Source organism: Vibrio sp. V12_P9A6T4 (genome assembly GCF_963874835.1).
Taxonomy (GTDB): domain Bacteria; phylum Pseudomonadota; class Gammaproteobacteria; order Enterobacterales; family Vibrionaceae; genus Vibrio; species Vibrio anguillarum.
Genome location: NZ_CAWNJO010000126.1, coordinates 31,243 through 48,093, shown reverse-complemented (window position 1 = coordinate 48,093; position 16,851 = coordinate 31,243). Strand labels below are relative to the sequence as shown.

The 16,851-nt window shown below is 44.9% G+C and carries 18 protein-coding genes; 9 read left to right on the top strand and 9 right to left on the bottom strand.

Annotated features, from left to right (window positions below; all coding sequences use genetic code 11):
• Positions 1–2: 2 nt before the first annotated feature.
• The 3 genes from AACQ42_RS17320 (at position 3) to AACQ42_RS17310 (ending at position 1,684) form a co-directional block, all read left to right on the top strand.
• A complete protein-coding gene (locus AACQ42_RS17320; protein ID WP_026027913.1) occupies positions 3–314 on the top strand; it encodes a c-type cytochrome in 312 nt (103 codons plus the stop codon).
• 108 nt (positions 315–422) lie between these two features.
• Positions 423–761 (top strand): nitrogen regulatory protein P-II, encoded by a 339-nt coding sequence (glnB, locus tag AACQ42_RS17315; protein ID WP_010320105.1) that lies wholly within the window; start codon positions 423–425, stop codon positions 759–761.
• A gap of 80 nt (positions 762–841) precedes the next feature.
• Positions 842–1,684, top strand: coding sequence for an endonuclease/exonuclease/phosphatase family protein (locus AACQ42_RS17310; RefSeq protein WP_176429726.1), 843 nt, complete (start codon positions 842–844; stop codon positions 1,682–1,684).
• A gap of 7 nt (positions 1,685–1,691) precedes the next feature.
• Here the strand turns inward: AACQ42_RS17310 and AACQ42_RS17305 are convergent, their stop codons facing one another.
• The 3 genes from AACQ42_RS17305 to gloB form a co-directional block, all read right to left on the bottom strand.
• Positions 1,692–2,378 carry a YIP1 family protein gene (locus tag AACQ42_RS17305; RefSeq protein ID WP_013856224.1) on the bottom strand — a complete coding sequence of 229 codons (687 nt, stop codon included), beginning with the start codon at positions 2,376–2,378 and terminating at the stop codon, positions 1,692–1,694.
• Positions 2,375–3,946 carry a lytic transglycosylase gene (locus tag AACQ42_RS17300; RefSeq protein WP_094125185.1) on the bottom strand — a complete coding sequence of 524 codons (1,572 nt, stop codon included), beginning with the start codon at positions 3,944–3,946 and terminating at the stop codon, positions 2,375–2,377. The genes AACQ42_RS17305 and AACQ42_RS17300 overlap by 4 nt, the downstream gene beginning before the upstream one ends.
• Before the next feature lie 72 nt (positions 3,947–4,018).
• Positions 4,019–4,777, bottom strand: a complete 759-nt coding sequence (gene gloB, locus AACQ42_RS17295) for a hydroxyacylglutathione hydrolase (protein WP_026027910.1) — start codon at positions 4,775–4,777, stop codon at positions 4,019–4,021.
• Positions 4,778–4,813: 36 nt separating this feature from the next.
• On the opposite strand from gloB, the gene AACQ42_RS17290 reads away from it, so the two are divergent.
• Positions 4,814–5,578: a methyltransferase domain-containing protein gene (locus AACQ42_RS17290; protein WP_013856227.1), complete on the top strand. Its 765-nt coding sequence runs from the start codon at positions 4,814–4,816 to the stop codon at positions 5,576–5,578.
• Here AACQ42_RS17290 and rnhA read toward each other — a convergent pair.
• Entirely contained in the window at positions 5,563–6,030 is a 468-nt protein-coding gene (rnhA, locus tag AACQ42_RS17285) for a ribonuclease HI (protein ID WP_013856228.1), read from the bottom strand. The two genes, AACQ42_RS17290 and rnhA, sit on opposite strands and share 16 nt — an antisense overlap.
• A 56-nt stretch (positions 6,031–6,086) precedes the next feature.
• Here rnhA and dnaQ point away from each other — a divergent pair, with 56 nt between their 5' ends.
• Both dnaQ and AACQ42_RS17275 read left to right on the top strand, forming a co-directional pair.
• Positions 6,087–6,830 (top strand): DNA polymerase III subunit epsilon, encoded by a 744-nt coding sequence (gene dnaQ, locus AACQ42_RS17280; protein WP_017049706.1) that lies wholly within the window; start codon positions 6,087–6,089, stop codon positions 6,828–6,830.
• A gap of 8 nt (positions 6,831–6,838) precedes the next feature.
• Positions 6,839–8,089 carry a TIGR03503 family protein gene (locus AACQ42_RS17275; protein ID WP_176429725.1) on the top strand — a complete coding sequence of 417 codons (1,251 nt, stop codon included), beginning with the start codon at positions 6,839–6,841 and terminating at the stop codon, positions 8,087–8,089.
• A gap of 93 nt (positions 8,090–8,182) precedes the next feature.
• On the opposite strand, the gene fadE is transcribed toward AACQ42_RS17275, so the two are convergent.
• On the bottom strand, positions 8,183–10,627 hold the full coding sequence (fadE, locus tag AACQ42_RS17270; RefSeq protein ID WP_094166223.1) for an acyl-CoA dehydrogenase FadE: 2,445 nt from the start codon (positions 10,625–10,627) through the stop codon (positions 8,183–8,185).
• Positions 10,628–10,974: 347 nt separating this feature from the next.
• Here fadE and lpcA point away from each other — a divergent pair, with 347 nt between their 5' ends.
• Positions 10,975–11,550 carry a D-sedoheptulose 7-phosphate isomerase gene (gene lpcA, locus AACQ42_RS17265; protein WP_010320095.1) on the top strand — a complete coding sequence of 192 codons (576 nt, stop codon included), beginning with the start codon at positions 10,975–10,977 and terminating at the stop codon, positions 11,548–11,550.
• A 63-nt stretch (positions 11,551–11,613) separates the two neighbouring features.
• A complete protein-coding gene (locus AACQ42_RS17260) occupies positions 11,614–12,447 on the top strand; it encodes a class II glutamine amidotransferase (protein WP_010320094.1) in 834 nt (277 codons plus the stop codon).
• 110 nt (positions 12,448–12,557) lie between these two features.
• Here the strand turns inward: AACQ42_RS17260 and purN are convergent, their stop codons facing one another.
• Together purN and purM are read right to left on the bottom strand one after the other, a co-directional pair.
• Positions 12,558–13,199 carry a phosphoribosylglycinamide formyltransferase gene (gene purN / locus AACQ42_RS17255; protein WP_017047307.1) on the bottom strand — a complete coding sequence of 214 codons (642 nt, stop codon included), beginning with the start codon at positions 13,197–13,199 and terminating at the stop codon, positions 12,558–12,560.
• Between the two features lie 3 nt (positions 13,200–13,202).
• Positions 13,203–14,243: a phosphoribosylformylglycinamidine cyclo-ligase gene (gene purM, locus AACQ42_RS17250; RefSeq protein WP_010320092.1), complete on the bottom strand. Its 1,041-nt coding sequence runs from the start codon at positions 14,241–14,243 to the stop codon at positions 13,203–13,205.
• 168 nt (positions 14,244–14,411) lie between these two features.
• Here purM and upp point away from each other — a divergent pair, with 168 nt between their 5' ends.
• Positions 14,412–15,038 (top strand): uracil phosphoribosyltransferase, encoded by a 627-nt coding sequence (gene upp, locus AACQ42_RS17245; RefSeq protein ID WP_026027908.1) that lies wholly within the window; start codon positions 14,412–14,414, stop codon positions 15,036–15,038.
• Positions 15,039–15,176: 138 nt separating this feature from the next.
• On the opposite strand, the gene rluF is transcribed toward upp, so the two are convergent.
• On the bottom strand, positions 15,177–16,154 hold the full coding sequence (rluF, locus tag AACQ42_RS17240; RefSeq protein WP_019281095.1) for a 23S rRNA pseudouridine(2604) synthase RluF: 978 nt from the start codon (positions 16,152–16,154) through the stop codon (positions 15,177–15,179).
• Positions 16,155–16,545: 391 nt separating this feature from the next.
• Positions 16,546–16,686, bottom strand: a complete 141-nt coding sequence (locus AACQ42_RS17235) for a DUF3149 domain-containing protein (RefSeq protein ID WP_010319399.1) — start codon at positions 16,684–16,686, stop codon at positions 16,546–16,548.
• Positions 16,687–16,851 lie beyond the last annotated feature (165 nt).

Below are 16,851 nucleotides of genomic sequence, written 5' to 3'. Positions count from 1 at the left end.
CAATGAAAAAAGTCGCGATTGGAATAGTTATGGGTTTTACGTTGTTAGCGGGAAGCGCGTTTGCTGGAGACCCAGCCGCAGGGCAAGCCAAAGCAGCTATCTGCGCGGCGTGTCACGGCGCAGACGGGATTGCCCTTATTCCGGGATACCCAAATCTAAAAGGGCAAAATGAGCAATACCTTATCTCATCAGTTAAAGCCTACAAGAATAAAGAGCGTAATGGTGGTTTAGCCGTCGTAATGCAAGCGCAAGCGGCAATGCTCAGTGATGCCGATATTGAAAACTTAGCGGCCTATTTCGCAAGTCTTAAGTAAAGACAGTGAACGGGTTTCAATCAGCCCAGGCGTTGCTTGGGCTTTTTATTGATTGTTTTTTTTGCTAGCAGATAATGCCACCAATTGACGAAAGTGTAAGGGATGAACATGAAAAAAATCGAAGCCATTATTAAGCCATTTAAACTTGATGACGTCCGCGAAGCGTTAGCTGAAGTTGGGATCACGGGTATGACTGTTTCTGAAGTAAAAGGATTTGGTCGTCAGAAAGGGCATACTGAATTGTACCGTGGCGCTGAGTACATGGTGGATTTCTTACCTAAAGTGAAGCTTGAAATTGTGGTGACTGACGATGTCGCTGATCGCTGCGTTGACACCATTATTGAGACGGCACAAACGGGAAAAATTGGTGATGGTAAAATTTTTATTACCAATATTGAACGAGTGGTACGAATTCGTACCGGTGAAGAAGACGAAGACGCTATTTAGCCGTACACCGAGAAGAAGGGAGCCAATGGCTCCTTTTTTGTCTCTTTATTAATACATCCTTACCAATTTTGTTGAACGTTATGAAAAGAAAATATCTGCTTGTTTTGCCGCTGTTGCTGATTACCGCGGCTGTGGTTAGTTTTTTCTCTATTTTTACTATTCCTTCAACGCCGCAATTGTTGACTATTGATGGGAAAAACGCTTCATCTCCACTGATTTGTTACGATAATCCAAACGCTCGCGCAATTGATGTGCGTGGTCAGCTTAATGTACTGGTTTGGAATATCTATAAACAAAATAGAGCAACATGGCAAAGTGAGCTGGATAAATTCAGCCAAGATGCCCAATTGGTGTTGCTACAAGAAGCGAGCATGAGCTTGTCATTGAAAGAGTGGATCAGCCAAAAGCAGTGGGGGGGGACACAAGCGGATGCTTTTCGTGTTTTTGGTGAATCAGCCGGAGTGTTAAATCTTGGCAGGCAGATGCCAGTATTAGCGTGTGCTTACACCGAATTAGAGCCTTGGTTACGCTTACCCAAATCGGCGATTTACGCCCTGTATCGTTTAAGTGATGGTCAGACTCTGGCGGTTGTAAACCTGCATGCAGTGAACTTTACCTATGGAACGCAAGAGTATGCCAATCAGCTGGAAGCGTTACTCGTTCGATTAAAAACACATCAAGGGCCGGTGATTGTCGGTGGCGATTTTAATAGCTGGAGTCAAGCAAGAATGGACACATTAATCGCTGCATTAAATCGTGTGGGTTTGAAGGACGTGTCGTTCGAACCCGATCACCGTGTTCAGTTTGTAACGGGCTTGGTGCTTGATCATCTTTTTTATCGCGGTTTAACACTACTCAATGCAAAAGCGCCCGTAACGGACGCTTCTGATCATAACCCACTATTGGCGAGTTTTAGTTTATAACCACTTTCTAGCTGATGGCGATGTACAGCGCCCAAATCAGGTAATAGCCAATCCAAGGCAGCGCCGAAATCACCAGAGCTTGGCCGCGTTCAAGCTCTGTCCATGCGCCCACCGCCGCGTAGCCAAGTACGATGTACCAAGGCAAAAGCAGTGGGAAGGAGCTGGCAAATTGAGACCAATCATTAGTCAGTGGCAACTTAATTAGGCCATTTAAACTATTAAGGTCAGCAGCGTAAGTCATCACGTGGCCATGTTTGAGTAATAAGCTCGCGTAACTGGCGAGATCACCCAACACGGCTGGGAAAGTGATGACAGCACTTGCGGCAAACCAACGCCAGAAACCGTGCTGATGTTGGCTCTGCTTGGTCGCCAAATTGAACCACAATGCCAACATGAAAATCGTTAGCGTGCGGCCTACCACATCGCTGATAATTTCGCTGGCCATCAAGGTGTTGGCATCTAACATTTCAAGCTGAGCGGGGTTGATCATAGCCAACTGCGCCGAGAGCCCAGCTTTTAACCATTCAAGGTTAACCACGTCAAAATAAGCCCCCCAAAATAGAAAGGGACTCAGGATTAAAAAGAGATAAGGTTGCCAACCCCACATGCCGCGTTGATAAAGGGCTAAAAAACAAGACGTGGGGGAACGGAAAATATCCACCAACATGATTAACGGGTTACTGGAAGGATTCATACACTGACCTTAGTGACATCGACGTAGAGCTTGAGTTTTTGACCCGGCTTTAAGTACTTTTGGTTTGCAAGCTCGTTCCATTTTACAATGTCGAGGCTTTTGACTTTAAACTTATTAGCGATGGCGCTGAGTGTATCGCCGCTACGCACTTGATAAAAGACGGTGCGAATGATGGCACCCTCACTGCTATTTTTCCAAATGACCAGTTTTTGGCCAATCTTCAACGTGTCTCTTGGCCCCATACCGTTCCACTTTGCTAAGGACTGATGGGAAACATTGTGCTGTTTGGCAATGCTCCATAAGCTATCACCTCTGGCTACCGTATGAGACAGCTTATACTGACCACGGGCCATCGCTTGCGTTTTTGCTAAGCGGTTACTGGCACTGAGTGCGTATGCTTTTTCGTCTTTTACGGATGTTGGGATCATTAAATACTGCCCAACGCGAATGACGTTGCCATTGAGATTGTTGGCCGTCTGAATTACTTTGCTGGTGGTATTGTGCTGTTGAGCAATCTCACTCAAGCTATCGCCGGATTTTACCTTGTAGCGTACTAATTTCATCCCCTTACCGCGATTCTCTTCAACTTTCTGAGCAAAGCGTTCCACTTTATCTACTGGGATAAGCAGTTGATGAGGTCCCGTCGGCGAGGTCGCCCATTGATTGTAAGCCGGGTTGTAACTTTGCAACTCTTTCACGCTCATTCCGGCGTAATTGGCGGCAATGGCAAGATCAAGCTGTTCTTGAGGGTCGACTAACGTTAACACTGGTTTGTTAGCGATCGCTGGGATTTCAATGCCATATTTTTCTTGATTGGCAACAATATCGGCCAGTGCGAGTAATTTAGGGACGTAGCCTGTGGTTTCATCGGGTAAATCGAGTGAGAAAAAGTCGGTTGGTTTACCAGCCTTGTGATTTTTACGAATCGCGCTAGAGATCCGCCCACCACCGCTATTATAGGCGGCAATCGCATGGCTCCAATCACCATCAAAACGCTTATTTAATGCAGTGAGATAATCCAAAGCCGCATCGGTGGCGGCGTCTACATCTCGTCTTCCGTCATACCAAAAATTTTGCTCTAGGCCATACATCTCTCCCGTACTCGGCACAAATTGCCACAGCCCCGCAGCGCTACCGTGTGAGTAGGCAAAGGCATCAAACGAGCTTTCAACAATAGGTAAGAGTGCTAACTCAAGTGGTAAGCCGCGCTGCTCAATTTTCTCAGTGATAAGGTAAAGAAATGGCTTTGCTCGCTCGGCAACAGTTTGTAGGTGATTAGGGTGTTTAAGATACCAAGTTCGATAATAATTCACTGATTTATGATCTGGGATATCCATCGACAACTGCATTGCGATGCGCTGCCATACGTCCGCTTGCTCTTGTGGCGTGATCACTTTCGGCGTTGTCTTTTTTGCAGATGACGACTTTTGTTTAGCCATCTCTTTTTGTGTCTGAATCTGAGGGCTATTTGCCTCTTTGGCATTTGGCGCTGTTGTTTGGTCTGTTGGCTGAGTGATTTGGCACCCCGCTAACAAGAGCACCATCACCCAGCTAAATTGAAATCGCATCTATCTCAGCCCTTTGACTTAATGGCTGCTGATAATACTTGGCACTTTATTGCTATGACAAGCAGCAAATCGTCAAAATTCGTTCTTCCACTCACGTAACGCGGTAAAAATTGATAGAGGATCGGTTTGTTGAGTACGATTCGCGACGGATTTCATCACACTCTCTTGCTGGGTCCGCAAAAATGGATTGATCCATTTTTCTTGGCGGATCGTGGTCGGTAATGTCGATTTCTGCTGGGCTCGGAGCCGGTTGACGGTATCTCGATACTGTTGAAGTTGGTCATTATCGGGCTCAACGGCTAAAGCAAATGCGACGTTACTTGCGGTATATTCGTGCGCGCAATAGACCTCAGTCTCTTCTGGCAATGCGGCAAGTTTACACAGTGACGTAAACATTTGCTCCATTGTGCCCTCAAAAACACGGCCACACCCTGCGGAGAACAGTACATCGCCACAAAACAGTTTATTGTCACCGACATAGCCAATGTGACCTTTTGTGTGTCCTGCGAGATCAAGCACCATAAAGATTTCATCGAATAGTTCTAGCTGATCGCCAGCTTCAACCGCGTGCGTTAAGGTAGGAATAGGTTCATGAGCGGGACCAACAACGTTAATGCTGGGAAACTGGCGAACCAGTTCTGCAACACCACCAATGTGATCATGGTGATGGTGGGTAATTAATATTGCTTCGAGCGTTAATTGATGCTTCGAGAGGTACTCAAGCACTGGTGCTGCATCACCGGGATCGACCACAGCACAACGCTGATCGCTATTTTGGATCAGCCAGATGTAATTATCATTAAATGCGGGTATGCTTTTGATCTGTAACATGAGTATCTCCAATCACCGAGGTGAAATAGGTTATCGATGAAGCCTGCGCGTAGCGAAAAAAAATTAGATAAGCCTCATTCTTGGTCCCAACTTAAAAATGGCCAGTGGGTTAGTGATTCTATTCAGACTCGGCTTGATGAATGGTGCTCTAAATTATTTGGCTATCATATGCTTAAGCTCGGTGGTTTGAGTTGTGAGCTTGCCAGTTGCAACTGCAATATTCAACACCAAGTTCATCTTGATATTGAAAACCCACTCCATACGGTGATTGCCGATAGCTACGAACTGCCTTTTCTTGAAAAGAGTTTTGATGTGGCCATTTTAGCGCACCAACTGGATTATTGTGGCGATCCGCACCGTATCTTACGCGAAGTTGATCGCGTGATGATGGATGATGGCTACATCATTATTACGGGGTTTAATCCAATCAGTTTTACGGGGATCGCAAGTTTGATGCCTTGGCGAAAACATAACTTACCTTGGAGCGGTCGTATGTTTACCGCTAACCGGATTAAGGACTGGCTGAGTGTCTTGAACTATCAAGTGATTGACTGTGACCAATATGCCCTTTTCCCGATGCAAAAATATCAACCCATGTGGGCGTGGTTGGAAAATGGTATTGGCGACTGGGCCGCTCCATTTGGTAGCCTATATTTCATCGTAGCGCGCAAACGTACTTATCCCTTGAAACCGATTAAACCTCATTGGCGTTTTAAACGGCGTCTTTCGCCAGTTAGCCTGAACTACCGTTTATCAACTCAGAACCAAGATAAGGCCTGTGACCCTTATTCGGATGCTTGATACCCAATATCGTCTTCGGTTGGGTTTTCTGCTGCATTGCGTGCTAATTCATCGCACATTTCATTTTCACGATGACCCGCATGGCCTTTCACCCAGCGCCAGTCAATGGTGTGGCGGGCGCTTTCTTTATCAAGTGCTTGCCATAAATCGGCATTCTTCACTGGTTTTTTATCCGATGTTTTCCAACCGCGTTTTTTCCAGTTGTGGATCCACTGAGTAATACCTTGACGAACGTATTGGCTGTCTGTGGTGAGAATAACATTACATGGCTCTTTCAGTGTTTGCAGTGCAACCACTGCCGCTAACATTTCCATTCGGTTGTTAGTGGTGAGTCGGTAGCCTTTGGCTAACGTTTTTTCGGTTTCTTTGTAACGAAGGACAACCCCATAACCACCCGGGCCAGGATTACCTAAGCAAGATCCATCAGTGAAAATTTCCACCTGTTTTGTCATGATTTGATACTATTAGGTTACGCACATTATTGGCATAGTCTTACATACATATCCTTATGAATACTAGCAGCAATTCCCAATCCCAACGTATCGTCGTTCTCGATACGGAAACCACGGGTATGAACCGTGAAGGCGGCCCTCACTATGAAGGACACCGCATTGTTGAAATCGGTGCCGTTGAAATTATCAACCGCAAGCTGACAGGCCGCCACTTCCATGTCTACCTGAAACCCGATCGTGAGATTCAGTTAGAAGCGATCGAGATCCACGGTATTACCGATGAGTTTTTGATGGACAAACCGCAATATCGCGATGTGCATCAAGAGTTTTTAGATTTCATCAAGGGAGCTGAGCTGGTGGCGCACAACGCTCCCTTCGACGTCGGTTTTATGGATTACGAGTTTCGCAAGCTCGACGCTAAAATCGGTAAGACGGAGCAGTATTGCAAAGTGACCGATACGCTTGCTATGGCAAAGCGTATTTTCCCCGGCAAACGCAACAATTTGGATATACTTTGTGATCGTTATGGTATCGATAACTCACATCGTACCTTGCACGGTGCATTGCTTGATGCGGAGATATTAGCAGACGTTTATCTGCTGATGACAGGTGGGCAAACCTCTTTACAATTTAATGCTGGAACGCGCAGTGATGGCAGTGTGGGAGGAGAGTCAATAAAACGAGCTGTCGCAGGTCGGAAAAAGCTAAAGGTTTTACATGCTTGTGCCGATGAACTACAAGCACACCAAGAAAGATTGGATCTAGTCGAAAAGAGTGGAAGTTGCCTTTGGCGTCAGTAGGAGAAAATATGTTGAGGATAATGGTGGCTATTGCTGCGCTGATGTGGAGTATTGGCGTTTTTGCGGCAAATCCCTCCTCGATGTCGCTGCTCGATAATCGTTTTCGAGTGGATCCAACCATTTCACAAATTACTTTTGTCGTGTATCGCGAAAAGTCATCTCAGCCAGTGGTGCTTGTGCGGCCAGATGGTAAGAAATATTACGCGTGGCGGTACGATGAGAATATGCGTTGGTATCAAGAACCCACAATGGATATCATTTCAATTGATAAGCCAATGCCTGGCCCTTGGCAGGCTATAGGAAAGGTTTCGCCACAAAATAGCATTAAGCTAATCTCACACTTGCAATTGGATACAGATGTATTTCCTAGCCGTTTGTATCATGGTGAAGAATTAAAATTTACAGCTCGCTTAACCTCCGACGGTAAGCCTTTATTGTTGAGAGACTTTCTCGATAGAGTCAACTTAAAAGTGACTTTTACTAAGTTCGTTGAAAATGAAGAAGAACTGATCAAAGAAGCGCGTCCATTACCGGAAGTGATTGGTGAATTTGCTGATGATGGACGTGGTTTAGATGAACGTCCTGGTGATGGTGTATTTACGGTTGCGTTACCTATCACTCCAGTGCCGGGTAAATACCGTGTTAGGATCACTTCTGGTAACGGTGTATTTTTACGCGCTCAAGAGCAAGAAGTGTTAGTTTACCCTACGCCAGTGTCGACTACCTTTATCCAGTCCCGAGTAGATGGCGCGCCGCACCAAATTGTTTTTTCGGGTGAGCAAGGAATGATAGCCCCAGGCTCCATCGTTGCCCATGTCGAACATGCGAATATTTATGATGATATCTTTATTACTGAGGGGCAGTCAGAAAAAGAGGCGCTAAAGTTAAGTTTAGAAATTCCATACAATGGAGACAACGGTAACTATCGTTGGTCTGGAAAGTTGTATGCGACAGAGCTCGCTAGCCAGCGCCCACTTTATTTCCCACTTTCAGAGCGTACTTACAGCGTGGTGGATGATGTTAACATTGAGGAGACTCGCCGTTTGCAGATGGAAGAAGAGATTAAGCAGCGTAGGCTTGAACAGGAGCAACTTATTATTCAGATGAGAGAAGAGGCAACGAGTCGCAGTATTATGTTCATTGTTATTGGTAATATTGGTGCGATATTGATTGGGCTTTTGGCGTGGTTTGTGATGCGTAAGATTAAAGCGAAAAAGACGTTGCAACCCGAATTACAGTTGAATATGCCGAAGAAATAACAAGGGATGTTGCCGAGTTGGCAACCTCTTGATTCTGTATTCTAGTCATAGAAAAGGGCACTTAAAGCGCCCTTTGACATTCAATAGATTGACTTACGCAACATCATTTATTGCCGGATATTGAGGCTTTGCGGCCAGTTCCTGTGGCGCAAAATCATCGACATTAATGGTATACAAACGATGAGCCTCAGCTTCCGTTAATAGCTGTGCTTCTTGTTCGGTTAGAATTTTTTGTTGTAAGCCAATGGCGGCCACTTCATCTAAACGCAAAAATGGACGGCGTTGATTGGTGACGCTGCACACTTTATCGAACAAAGGCTCTGCACGTAAAATGATGTCCAGTGCTTGTTCAATCTTACCCGCCGCATTATGCGCCGTTGGGGCGAGATATTGGTTGCGACCGATGCGTGAACGAGTTTCACTCGGTGTTTGCAGGATCTGCGCAACTTGGCTATCTAATTTATCACTAGGTGCTTTGCGTACTCGACCAATCGGCATCAACAATATACGAAGTACCTTACCAATCGCTTTATTCGGGAAGTTGGCTAAGAATTCATCAATGGCGACTTCCGTCTGCTTCAAACTGTCTTGTAGACCCCAATGAACCAAAGGAAGATCCTCCACGGGACGACCATCATTTTCAAAACGCTTAAGTGTGGCAGAACTGAGGTAGAGTTGGCTCAAAATATCGCCAAGGCGTGCTGACAAGCGCTCTTTACGTTTGAGAGAGCCTCCCAATACAGCCATCGAAATATCAGAAAGCAGTGCTAAGTTAGCGCTGTAACGGTTTAGTTGTTGGTAGTAGCGTTTGGTTGCATCATTAGTCGGTGCAGATGAACCCAAACCATCGGTGACACCAAACCAAATACTGCGCACAAGATTACTCATGGTGAAGCTGACGTGACCTGCAAGAGCGGCGTCAAATTTCTCAACGGCATCAGAATCTTGTGAATAAGCGGCGTTCATTTCTTCTAAAACATAAGGATGACAACGGATAGCGCCTTGACCAAAGATGATCATTGAGCGAGTCAGAATATTGGCCCCTTCGACGGTTACGGCAATCGGTGCACCTTGGTAGCTGCGAGCTAAAAAGTTAGCAGGACCAATACAAATGCCTTTCCCGCCCACGATATCCATTGCATCAATAATGCTGCGTTGACCACGGTGGGTACAGTGGTATTTGACTATAGCGGAAATGACCGAGGGTTTTTCGCCCAGATCAATACCAGCTACGGTTAAATTGCTCGCCGCATCCATCACATAAGCGTTACCACCTAAACGTGCTAATGGCTCTTCGACACCTTCAATATGGCCAATTGGTTGCTTAAATTGACGACGAATCCGAGCGTAAGCTCCTGTTGCTAGCGCTGCAGTTTTAATTCCGCCCGTCGAGTTAGAAGGTAACGTAATACCACGTCCAACCGATAAACACTCTACAAGCATACGCCAGCCTTGTCCTGCCATGCTTGGTCCGCCAATAATGAAATCAAGCGGCACAAATAAGTCGTTAGCACGTGTCGGACCATTTTGGAATGGAACGTTCAATGGCATGTGGCGATTGCCAATTTCAACTCCTTTTAAGTGGGTTGGGATGAGCGCACAAGTGATGCCAAGCTCTGTCTTATCCCCAAGTAAGCCGTCAGGATCGCGCAGTTTGAATGCTAGGCCTAATACGGTTGCAACCGGGGCGAGCGTGATGTAGCGCTTGTTCCACGTTAGGCGCATCCCTAACACTTCTTTTCCTTCCCATTTCCCTTTACATACCACGCCAAAATCAGGAATTGAACCTGCATCGGAACCCGCTTCTGGGCTGGTTAATGCAAAGCAGGGAATCTCTTTACCTTCCGCTAAACGTGGCAGGTAATGGTTTTTCTGATCTTCAGTACCATAATGTTGTAAAAGTTCGCCCGGGCCTAAAGAGTTCGGTACACCAACGGTGGATGAAAGTACTCCAGATACACCCGTTAGCTTTTGTAGCACAATGGATTGTGCATAAGCTGAAAATTCCAAGCCGCCGTATTGTTTTTTAATGATCATGGCGAAGAATTTATGATCTTTTAAATATTGCCAAACCTCAGGAGGTAAGTCGGCTAATTCATGCGTAACTTGATAATCGCTAACCATGGCACACACTTCGTTGACTGGTCCATCAATAAAGGCTTGCTCTTGTGCACTTAATGTCGGCGCTGCAATTTTGTGCAGTTTGTTCCAGTTCGGTTTGCCTTTAAACAGTTCAGCTTCCCACCAAACGGTTCCTGCATCTAATGCCTCTTTTTCGGTTTGTGACATTGCAGGTAGCACTTTTTTGAACAGTGTTAATGCTTTTTCGCTAATCACGCTTTGACGGATAGAGGGAACGGCTAATAAAGCGATAGCCGCTAAATACAGCAACCATCCAATCACCCCGGTGTAATCCAGCAGGGTAAGAACTACCATGGTTACCGTTAGCGCAACTAATGCGCTAAAAAGTGACATTCGGTGGTAGAGGCACACACCGAACACGGTGAGAAAACCAAGTATAGAGAGCAAGATGTCCATAATTTCATTCCTTTGAGACTGTATTCACGCCATTGCGGCTGATTTTTCTCAGTGCATTGGAAAGTGTTGTTAGTCGTCTCGTTTGTGTAAGTGGTCTAACCAGTGTTGAGTGTAATCAAATTATTAACGAAATGTAAAACCTTGTATTGTTCAAAAAGTGATCCATGTAGGGCAAAACCTCAAAATAAATAACCCATAGAGGGTTTTTGGGAGTGGGAAGCGGGAGAAAACAACAATTCTTGAAGTCGAACTATCGACAGAAAGGATGGTTTGGGTAAACTCAAGCCTGTTACTGGCTCTTGATTGATGGAGCCTATCGGTAAACAGATTAAAAAGAGAATATATCTATGTACCAGGATTTAATTAAAAGTGAATTGACCGAAGCGGCTGACGTGCTAAACAAATTTCTTAATGATGAGCATAACATCGCTCAAATTGAGGCCGCCGCAAAACTGATTGCCGACTCATTTAAGCAAGGCGGAAAAGTGCTCTCTTGCGGTAATGGCGGTTCCCACTGTGATGCAATGCACTTTGCTGAAGAGCTAACGGGGCGCTATCGCGAGAATCGTCCGGGTTATCCTGGTATTGCTATTTCAGATCCAAGCCACTTGTCTTGCGTTAGCAATGATTTTGGTTACGATTTTGTATTCTCTCGCTATGTGGAAGCGGTGGGTTCAAAAGGCGATGTCCTGTTTGGCTTATCGACTTCTGGTAATTCGGGGAACATTTTGAAAGCGATTGAAGCGGCCCAAGCCAAAGGGATGAAGACCATTGCACTGACCGGTAAAGATGGTGGGAAAATGGCAGGTTTAGCGGATATCGAGATTCGTGTCCCGCACTTCGGCTACGCGGATCGTATCCAAGAAATCCATATCAAGATCATCCACATCGTTATCCAACTGATTGAAAAAGAGATGGCGTAAGAAGTTCAACATCGTTCTTTTCTTTTAATGTGTTTGTGGTTGCAAAAGGGAGTGCATTAAACCATGTGTGAATTGCTCGGTATGAGTGCCAATGTGCCGACTGATATTTGCTTTAGTTTTACTGGGTTGATTCAGCGTGGCGGGAACACGGGACCGCATCGTGATGGTTGGGGAATCACTTTCTATGAAGGGAAGGGGTTTCGTACCTTTAAAGACCCTAACCCTAGCTTTCAGTCAAAAATTGCAGAGCTTGTGCAGAGTTACCCTATAAAAAGTCGGGCAGTGGTTAGCCATATTCGTCAAGCAAATCGGGGTGGGGTGAATTTGGAAAATACTCACCCATTCACTCGAGAATTGTGGGGGAGATATTGGACGTTCGCTCACAATGGACAATTGGCGGATCACCAGCAGCTAGAAACTGGACGCTATCGCCCTGTTGGTGAAACGGATAGCGAGCAAGCTTTCTGTTGGTTGTTAAAGCAGTTAGAAGCGCGTTATCCTGAACCGCCTCAAGATATGCTCAGCATGTTTCAATTCGTTGCGAAGTGTTGCGATCAACTTAAGCAGCAAGGTGTGTTTAATATGCTACTTTCTGACGGTGAGTTTGTGGTGACCTATTGCACGAATCATCTGTACTGGATTACTCGACGCGCCCCCTTTGGGAAAGCAAGTTTACTTGATGAAGATGTCGAGATTAACTTCCAAGAAGAAACAACGCCTGATGATGTTGTGTCAGTGATTGCGACTCAGCCACTGACGGGAAATGAAACTTGGCAACGAATGAAGCCAGGCGAATATGCGATTTTCCATTATGGCGAATACGTTGATGGCAATGCGCAGTCCTTAGCTGACATTCCGTTTGCCGCGGCAAAGCCAGGCTGCCAAGCACCTATTTAAGGTTTTTATTCTTAAGCTTGTCTATTTACTGCTGTTTGAATTGTATTTGAGATGACAATAAAAAAGGTTGCTGTTGAGGCAACCTTTTTCGCACTATTTAGAGATACGATTTATTCATCGAAAGCATAACCATGCATGCCAAGTAATTGGCCATCTAAATAGGCTTTACCTTCACGCATTTCCAAGCGTCCTTCAACGAACCATTGTGCCACTAGTGGGTAAATTCGATACTCTTGAGCTTGGACACGTTGAGTCAAAATCTCAACGGTATCTTCATCAAAAATAGGCACTTTTGCTTGTAGAATGACTGGGCCACCATCAAGTTGTTCAGTCACAAAATGCACACTGGTGCCGTGCTCTTCATCACCCGCGTGAATCGCGCGTTGGTAGGTATTCAACCCAGGATATTTAGGAAGTAAAGAAGGATGAATATTGAGCATCCGTCCTAAATAGTGACGCACAAACTCACCACTCAGAATACGCATGTAGCCAGCAAGAATGATTAAGTCAGGCGCGTATTGGTCAATTTTCTCCATCAATACCGCATCAAACGCATCTCGCGTGTCAAAGGCATTTGGGTCAATATGCACCGCCGCCGCACCTGCTTTTTTAGCTCGTTCTAAGCCATAAGCAGTTGCTTTGTTTGAAAAAACAGCCGTTACTTTGCCATCTTTAATTTTCGTTTCACACGCATCAAGGATAGCCTGTAAGTTGGTGCCATTTCCTGAAACTAAAACAACAATACTTTTCATCAGTTATTTGATCTCTACTTGCTCTTCATCGAGTTGAGCTTCAGCAATATGACCGATAACCCACGCATTTTCGCCTTCCGCTTGCAGTAATTGAACCGCCGCTTGTGCTTGATCCATTGGAAGCGCAACAATCAGGCCGACACCACAGTTAAATGTGCGGTACATTTCATGAGTGGTTACATTCCCTTTTTCTTGCAGCCATTGGAAAATAATTGGCCATTCCCAGCTATTGCCGTCAATCACCGCTTTCGTCCCTTGCGGAAGAACGCGAGGAATGTTTTCCCAGAAACCACCGCCAGTAATGTGTGAAATGGCGTGAATATCGTGCTCGGCGATCATTTTAAGCGCTGATTTGATGTAAATTTTGGTTGGTGTCAGTAAGTGCTCACCAATCGTTTTGCCAGCCAAGTCTTCATTTTTGTCGGCACCTGATACTTCGAGGATCTTGCGAACTAATGAATAGCCGTTTGAGTGAGGGCCACTAGAGCCAACCGCAATCAGAGCATCACCTGCTGCTACTTTTGAGCCATCGATGATCTCTTCTTTTTCAACCACACCGACACAAAAGCCAGCGACATCGTAATCTTCACCTTCGTACATGCCCGGCATTTCAGCGGTTTCACCACCGATCAAAGCGCAACCTGCTTGCACACAACCATCGGCAATACCCGACACCACATCAGCAGCTGTATCTACATCCAATTTGCCCGTGGCATAGTAGTCTAAAAAGAAAAGCGGTTCAGCACCTTGAACAATCAAATCGTTAACACACATTGCAACCAAGTCAATACCAATGGTGTCGTGCTTATTCATATCCAGTGCGAGGCGAAGTTTTGTGCCAACTCCATCGGTGCCAGAGACTAAAACAGGATGTTTATATTTGGTTGGTAGCTCGCAAAGCGCGCCAAAACCACCAATGCCACCCATAACTTCAGGGCGACGAGTGCGTTTGACGGCGCCTTTAATTCGTTCAACAAGTGCATTGCCTGCATCAATATCTACGCCAGCATCTTTGTAACTAAGAGAAGTGTTATTACCGCTCACGGGGAAGTCCTCGGTCATAAGTTGGATATGAAAACGGCGCTATTCTAACAGGGCTTAAAACAAAAAGGAAAACGTTTGCGTCAGTTTTTTTGTTTATAATTGCCACTGAAATTAGCATAAAAAGTGTGTACAATTCGAAGGTTTGTTTAAATGTCGTCGGAGATGAAAATGAAAGTTGTTGAAGTTAAACACCCTCTAGTTAAGCACAAACTTGGGTTAATGAGGGAAGGGGATATCAGCACTAAGCGTTTTCGTGAGTTAGCTACAGAAGTGGGTAGCCTACTAACTTATGAAGCAACCTCAGACTTTGAAACAGAAAAAGTGACGATTGAAGGCTGGAATGGCCCAGTTGAAATTGATCAAGTCAAAGGTAAAAAAGTAACGGTAGTACCTATTTTGCGTGCTGGTCTTGGCATGATGGACGGCGTTTTAGAGCACATTCCAAGTGCGCGGATTAGTGTTGTTGGCATCTATCGTGATGAAGAAACACTGGAGCCTGTCCCTTATTTCAACAAACTCGCTTCTAATATTGAGGAGCGAATTGCGCTTGTGGTTGACCCAATGCTGGCAACTGGCGGTTCCATGATTGCGACGATCGATTTGCTCAAGGAGCGCGGCTGTAACCAATTTAAAATTCTCGTTTTAGTTGCAGCGCCTGAAGGCATCGCGGCGTTAGAAAAAGCGCACCCTGATGTTGAGCTCTATACGGCGGCAATTGATGAGAAATTGAATGATAAAGGTTATATCGTTCCTGGTCTTGGCGATGCTGGTGATAAGATTTTTGGTACGAAATAAGCGTTAATTTTATACTGTCTTAAAGGAGAAACGAAAGTTTCTCCTTTTTTATAGTTGCTTCGGTTTTTTATCGTTGCTTCAGTGATGCGTCATTACGGTCATTTTATTGCTCAACAGAATTAACGCATTGTTCGATGATTATTTTTTAAGGCTTAACGTACTGCTTTTTCTGTGGCTATTAGCTGGCGCACCTTGTGATGAATTTGTGGGTCGGCGCGGTGCTCTTTTTGTATTTGGAGCATGACGAAACTCATCGGCATTGCGTCCTTGGAACGTTTTTGGCTTTTGATTTCTGCGTGCCGTCGAGGTTTGATTTTGCTCACGACTATCATACAGTTTTGCATCGGTAGCTTTGCGAATACGCTTACCCGTCACATCAAGCTTGGACGCGCCTTCCGTACCGCAAGAACTTTCGCACATAGCTAATATTTCAGCGACTTCCTCGTCGCTTAAATAACGCCATTCACCATTAGGGATACCGTCTAGGCTGATGTTCATAATACGAACTCGGCGTAGTTTAAACACTTCGTAACCTAAGGCCTCACACATACGACGAATTTGACGGTTTAACCCTTGTGTTAACACAATTCTAAAGGAGAACTTCGTTTCTTGGGTTACTTTGCAAGGCAGTGTCACCGTATCAAGAATTTCCACGCCAGAGGCCATCTTATGTAAAAATTCGTCGGTGATGGGTCTATCTACTCGGACGACGTACTCTTTTTCATGGTTATTACCAGCACGTAATATCTTATTGACTATGTCACCATCGTTAGTCAGAAAGATCAGTCCATCAGATGGTTTGTCTAATCGACCTATCGGGAAAATACGTTTGTGGTGGCCAATAAAATCAACAATGTTACCTGGAATATCGCGCTCTGTTGTGCAGGTGATTCCAGTCGGTTTGTTAAGGGCAATGTATATCGGTTTTTCTTTTGATTTTAATGGATTACCATCAATACACACCTCATCGTTCGGCGTGACTTTAGTGCCCATTTCCGGCAATAGTCCATTGATGGTTACTCGGCCTTGTTCAATTAACTTATCGGCCTCTCGACGAGAACAGAAACCAGTTTCACTGATGTATTTGTTTAAACGGATGGTAGCTTGTTGTGACATAGGTTGCTCTTACGTTTCCCAACGGCGGTGAATAAAAATAAAGCAACACTCTGAGTGTTGCCTAGTAACGTTGCAATATTTTAGCAGTTAATATTAATTAACCAAGGCGTTTTTAATGACACTCATGGTTTCCAGCCTTTCCCCATCACTTTTCCTCAACAAGATATAGACGGCATTGACGCCTTTATTTATGCGAAGAGGGAATGCTTTTATTTGTATGAGAAAATGGAAACTATTTTGAGACAGGTGTTCTTATCGAACCGATCTTGAGTAGCCGAATGATGCCATTCATCAAGAAGATAGAGTTATTAACGCGATAAAAAACCGGAGCAGACAGATAATCGACCCCGGTGCATAGCGTCACACTATTTTTCAATAGGTGCTAAGCGATCTAGTGAGGAGATTTGTCATTCATCACTTTATAAATGAAGAAACCGCCATAAAACAGCATAAGACCAAAAGCACCAAAGATTACTATCATTGAAGATAGTCCCACAGCATTACCAAATAGGAGATCAAGCCAAAAGTCCATGTTTCCTCCAAAGTTTCGAAGACACAGCCAAGTTAAAGTTTGCTCTGTTTGCTGACACTGATCTGGATCAATTATGTTGCATAGGTTAACTTGATGTTTCTATTGGTGTGTAATTAGTCACGTTTTTATGTGTATTTGATGGTGATTTAGCCAATGAGTTTGTTA

Bases quoted from the DNA above. Each gene is read 5' to 3' on its own strand.
- glnB (WP_010320105.1), top strand. From the start codon at position 423: ATGAAAAAAATCGAAGCCATTATTAAGCCATTTAAACTTGATGACGTC.
- rnhA (WP_013856228.1), bottom strand. From the start codon at position 6,030: ATGACAAAACAGGTGGAAATTTTCACTGATGGATCTTGCTTAGGTAAT.
- fadE (WP_094166223.1), bottom strand. From the start codon at position 10,627: ATGGACATCTTGCTCTCTATACTTGGTTTTCTCACCGTGTTCGGTGTG.
- rluF (WP_019281095.1), bottom strand. From the start codon at position 16,154: ATGTCACAACAAGCTACCATCCGTTTAAACAAATACATCAGTGAAACT.
- purN (WP_017047307.1), bottom strand. From the start codon at position 13,199: ATGAAAAGTATTGTTGTTTTAGTTTCAGGAAATGGCACCAACTTACAG.
- AACQ42_RS17310 (WP_176429726.1), top strand. From the start codon at position 842: ATGAAAAGAAAATATCTGCTTGTTTTGCCGCTGTTGCTGATTACCGCG.
- dnaQ (WP_017049706.1), top strand. From the start codon at position 6,087: ATGAATACTAGCAGCAATTCCCAATCCCAACGTATCGTCGTTCTCGAT.
- AACQ42_RS17290 (WP_013856227.1), top strand. From the start codon at position 4,814: ATGAAGCCTGCGCGTAGCGAAAAAAAATTAGATAAGCCTCATTCTTGG.
- gloB (WP_026027910.1), bottom strand. From the start codon at position 4,777: ATGTTACAGATCAAAAGCATACCCGCATTTAATGATAATTACATCTGG.
- AACQ42_RS17260 (WP_010320094.1), top strand. From the start codon at position 11,614: ATGTGTGAATTGCTCGGTATGAGTGCCAATGTGCCGACTGATATTTGC.
- AACQ42_RS17235 (WP_010319399.1), bottom strand. From the start codon at position 16,686: ATGGACTTTTGGCTTGATCTCCTATTTGGTAATGCTGTGGGACTATCT.
- AACQ42_RS17300 (WP_094125185.1), bottom strand. From the start codon at position 3,946: ATGCGATTTCAATTTAGCTGGGTGATGGTGCTCTTGTTAGCGGGGTGC.
- upp (WP_026027908.1), top strand. From the start codon at position 14,412: ATGAAAGTTGTTGAAGTTAAACACCCTCTAGTTAAGCACAAACTTGGG.
- AACQ42_RS17305 (WP_013856224.1), bottom strand. From the start codon at position 2,378: ATGAATCCTTCCAGTAACCCGTTAATCATGTTGGTGGATATTTTCCGT.
- AACQ42_RS17275 (WP_176429725.1), top strand. From the start codon at position 6,839: ATGTTGAGGATAATGGTGGCTATTGCTGCGCTGATGTGGAGTATTGGC.
- lpcA (WP_010320095.1), top strand. From the start codon at position 10,975: ATGTACCAGGATTTAATTAAAAGTGAATTGACCGAAGCGGCTGACGTG.
- AACQ42_RS17320 (WP_026027913.1), top strand. From the start codon at position 3: ATGAAAAAAGTCGCGATTGGAATAGTTATGGGTTTTACGTTGTTAGCG.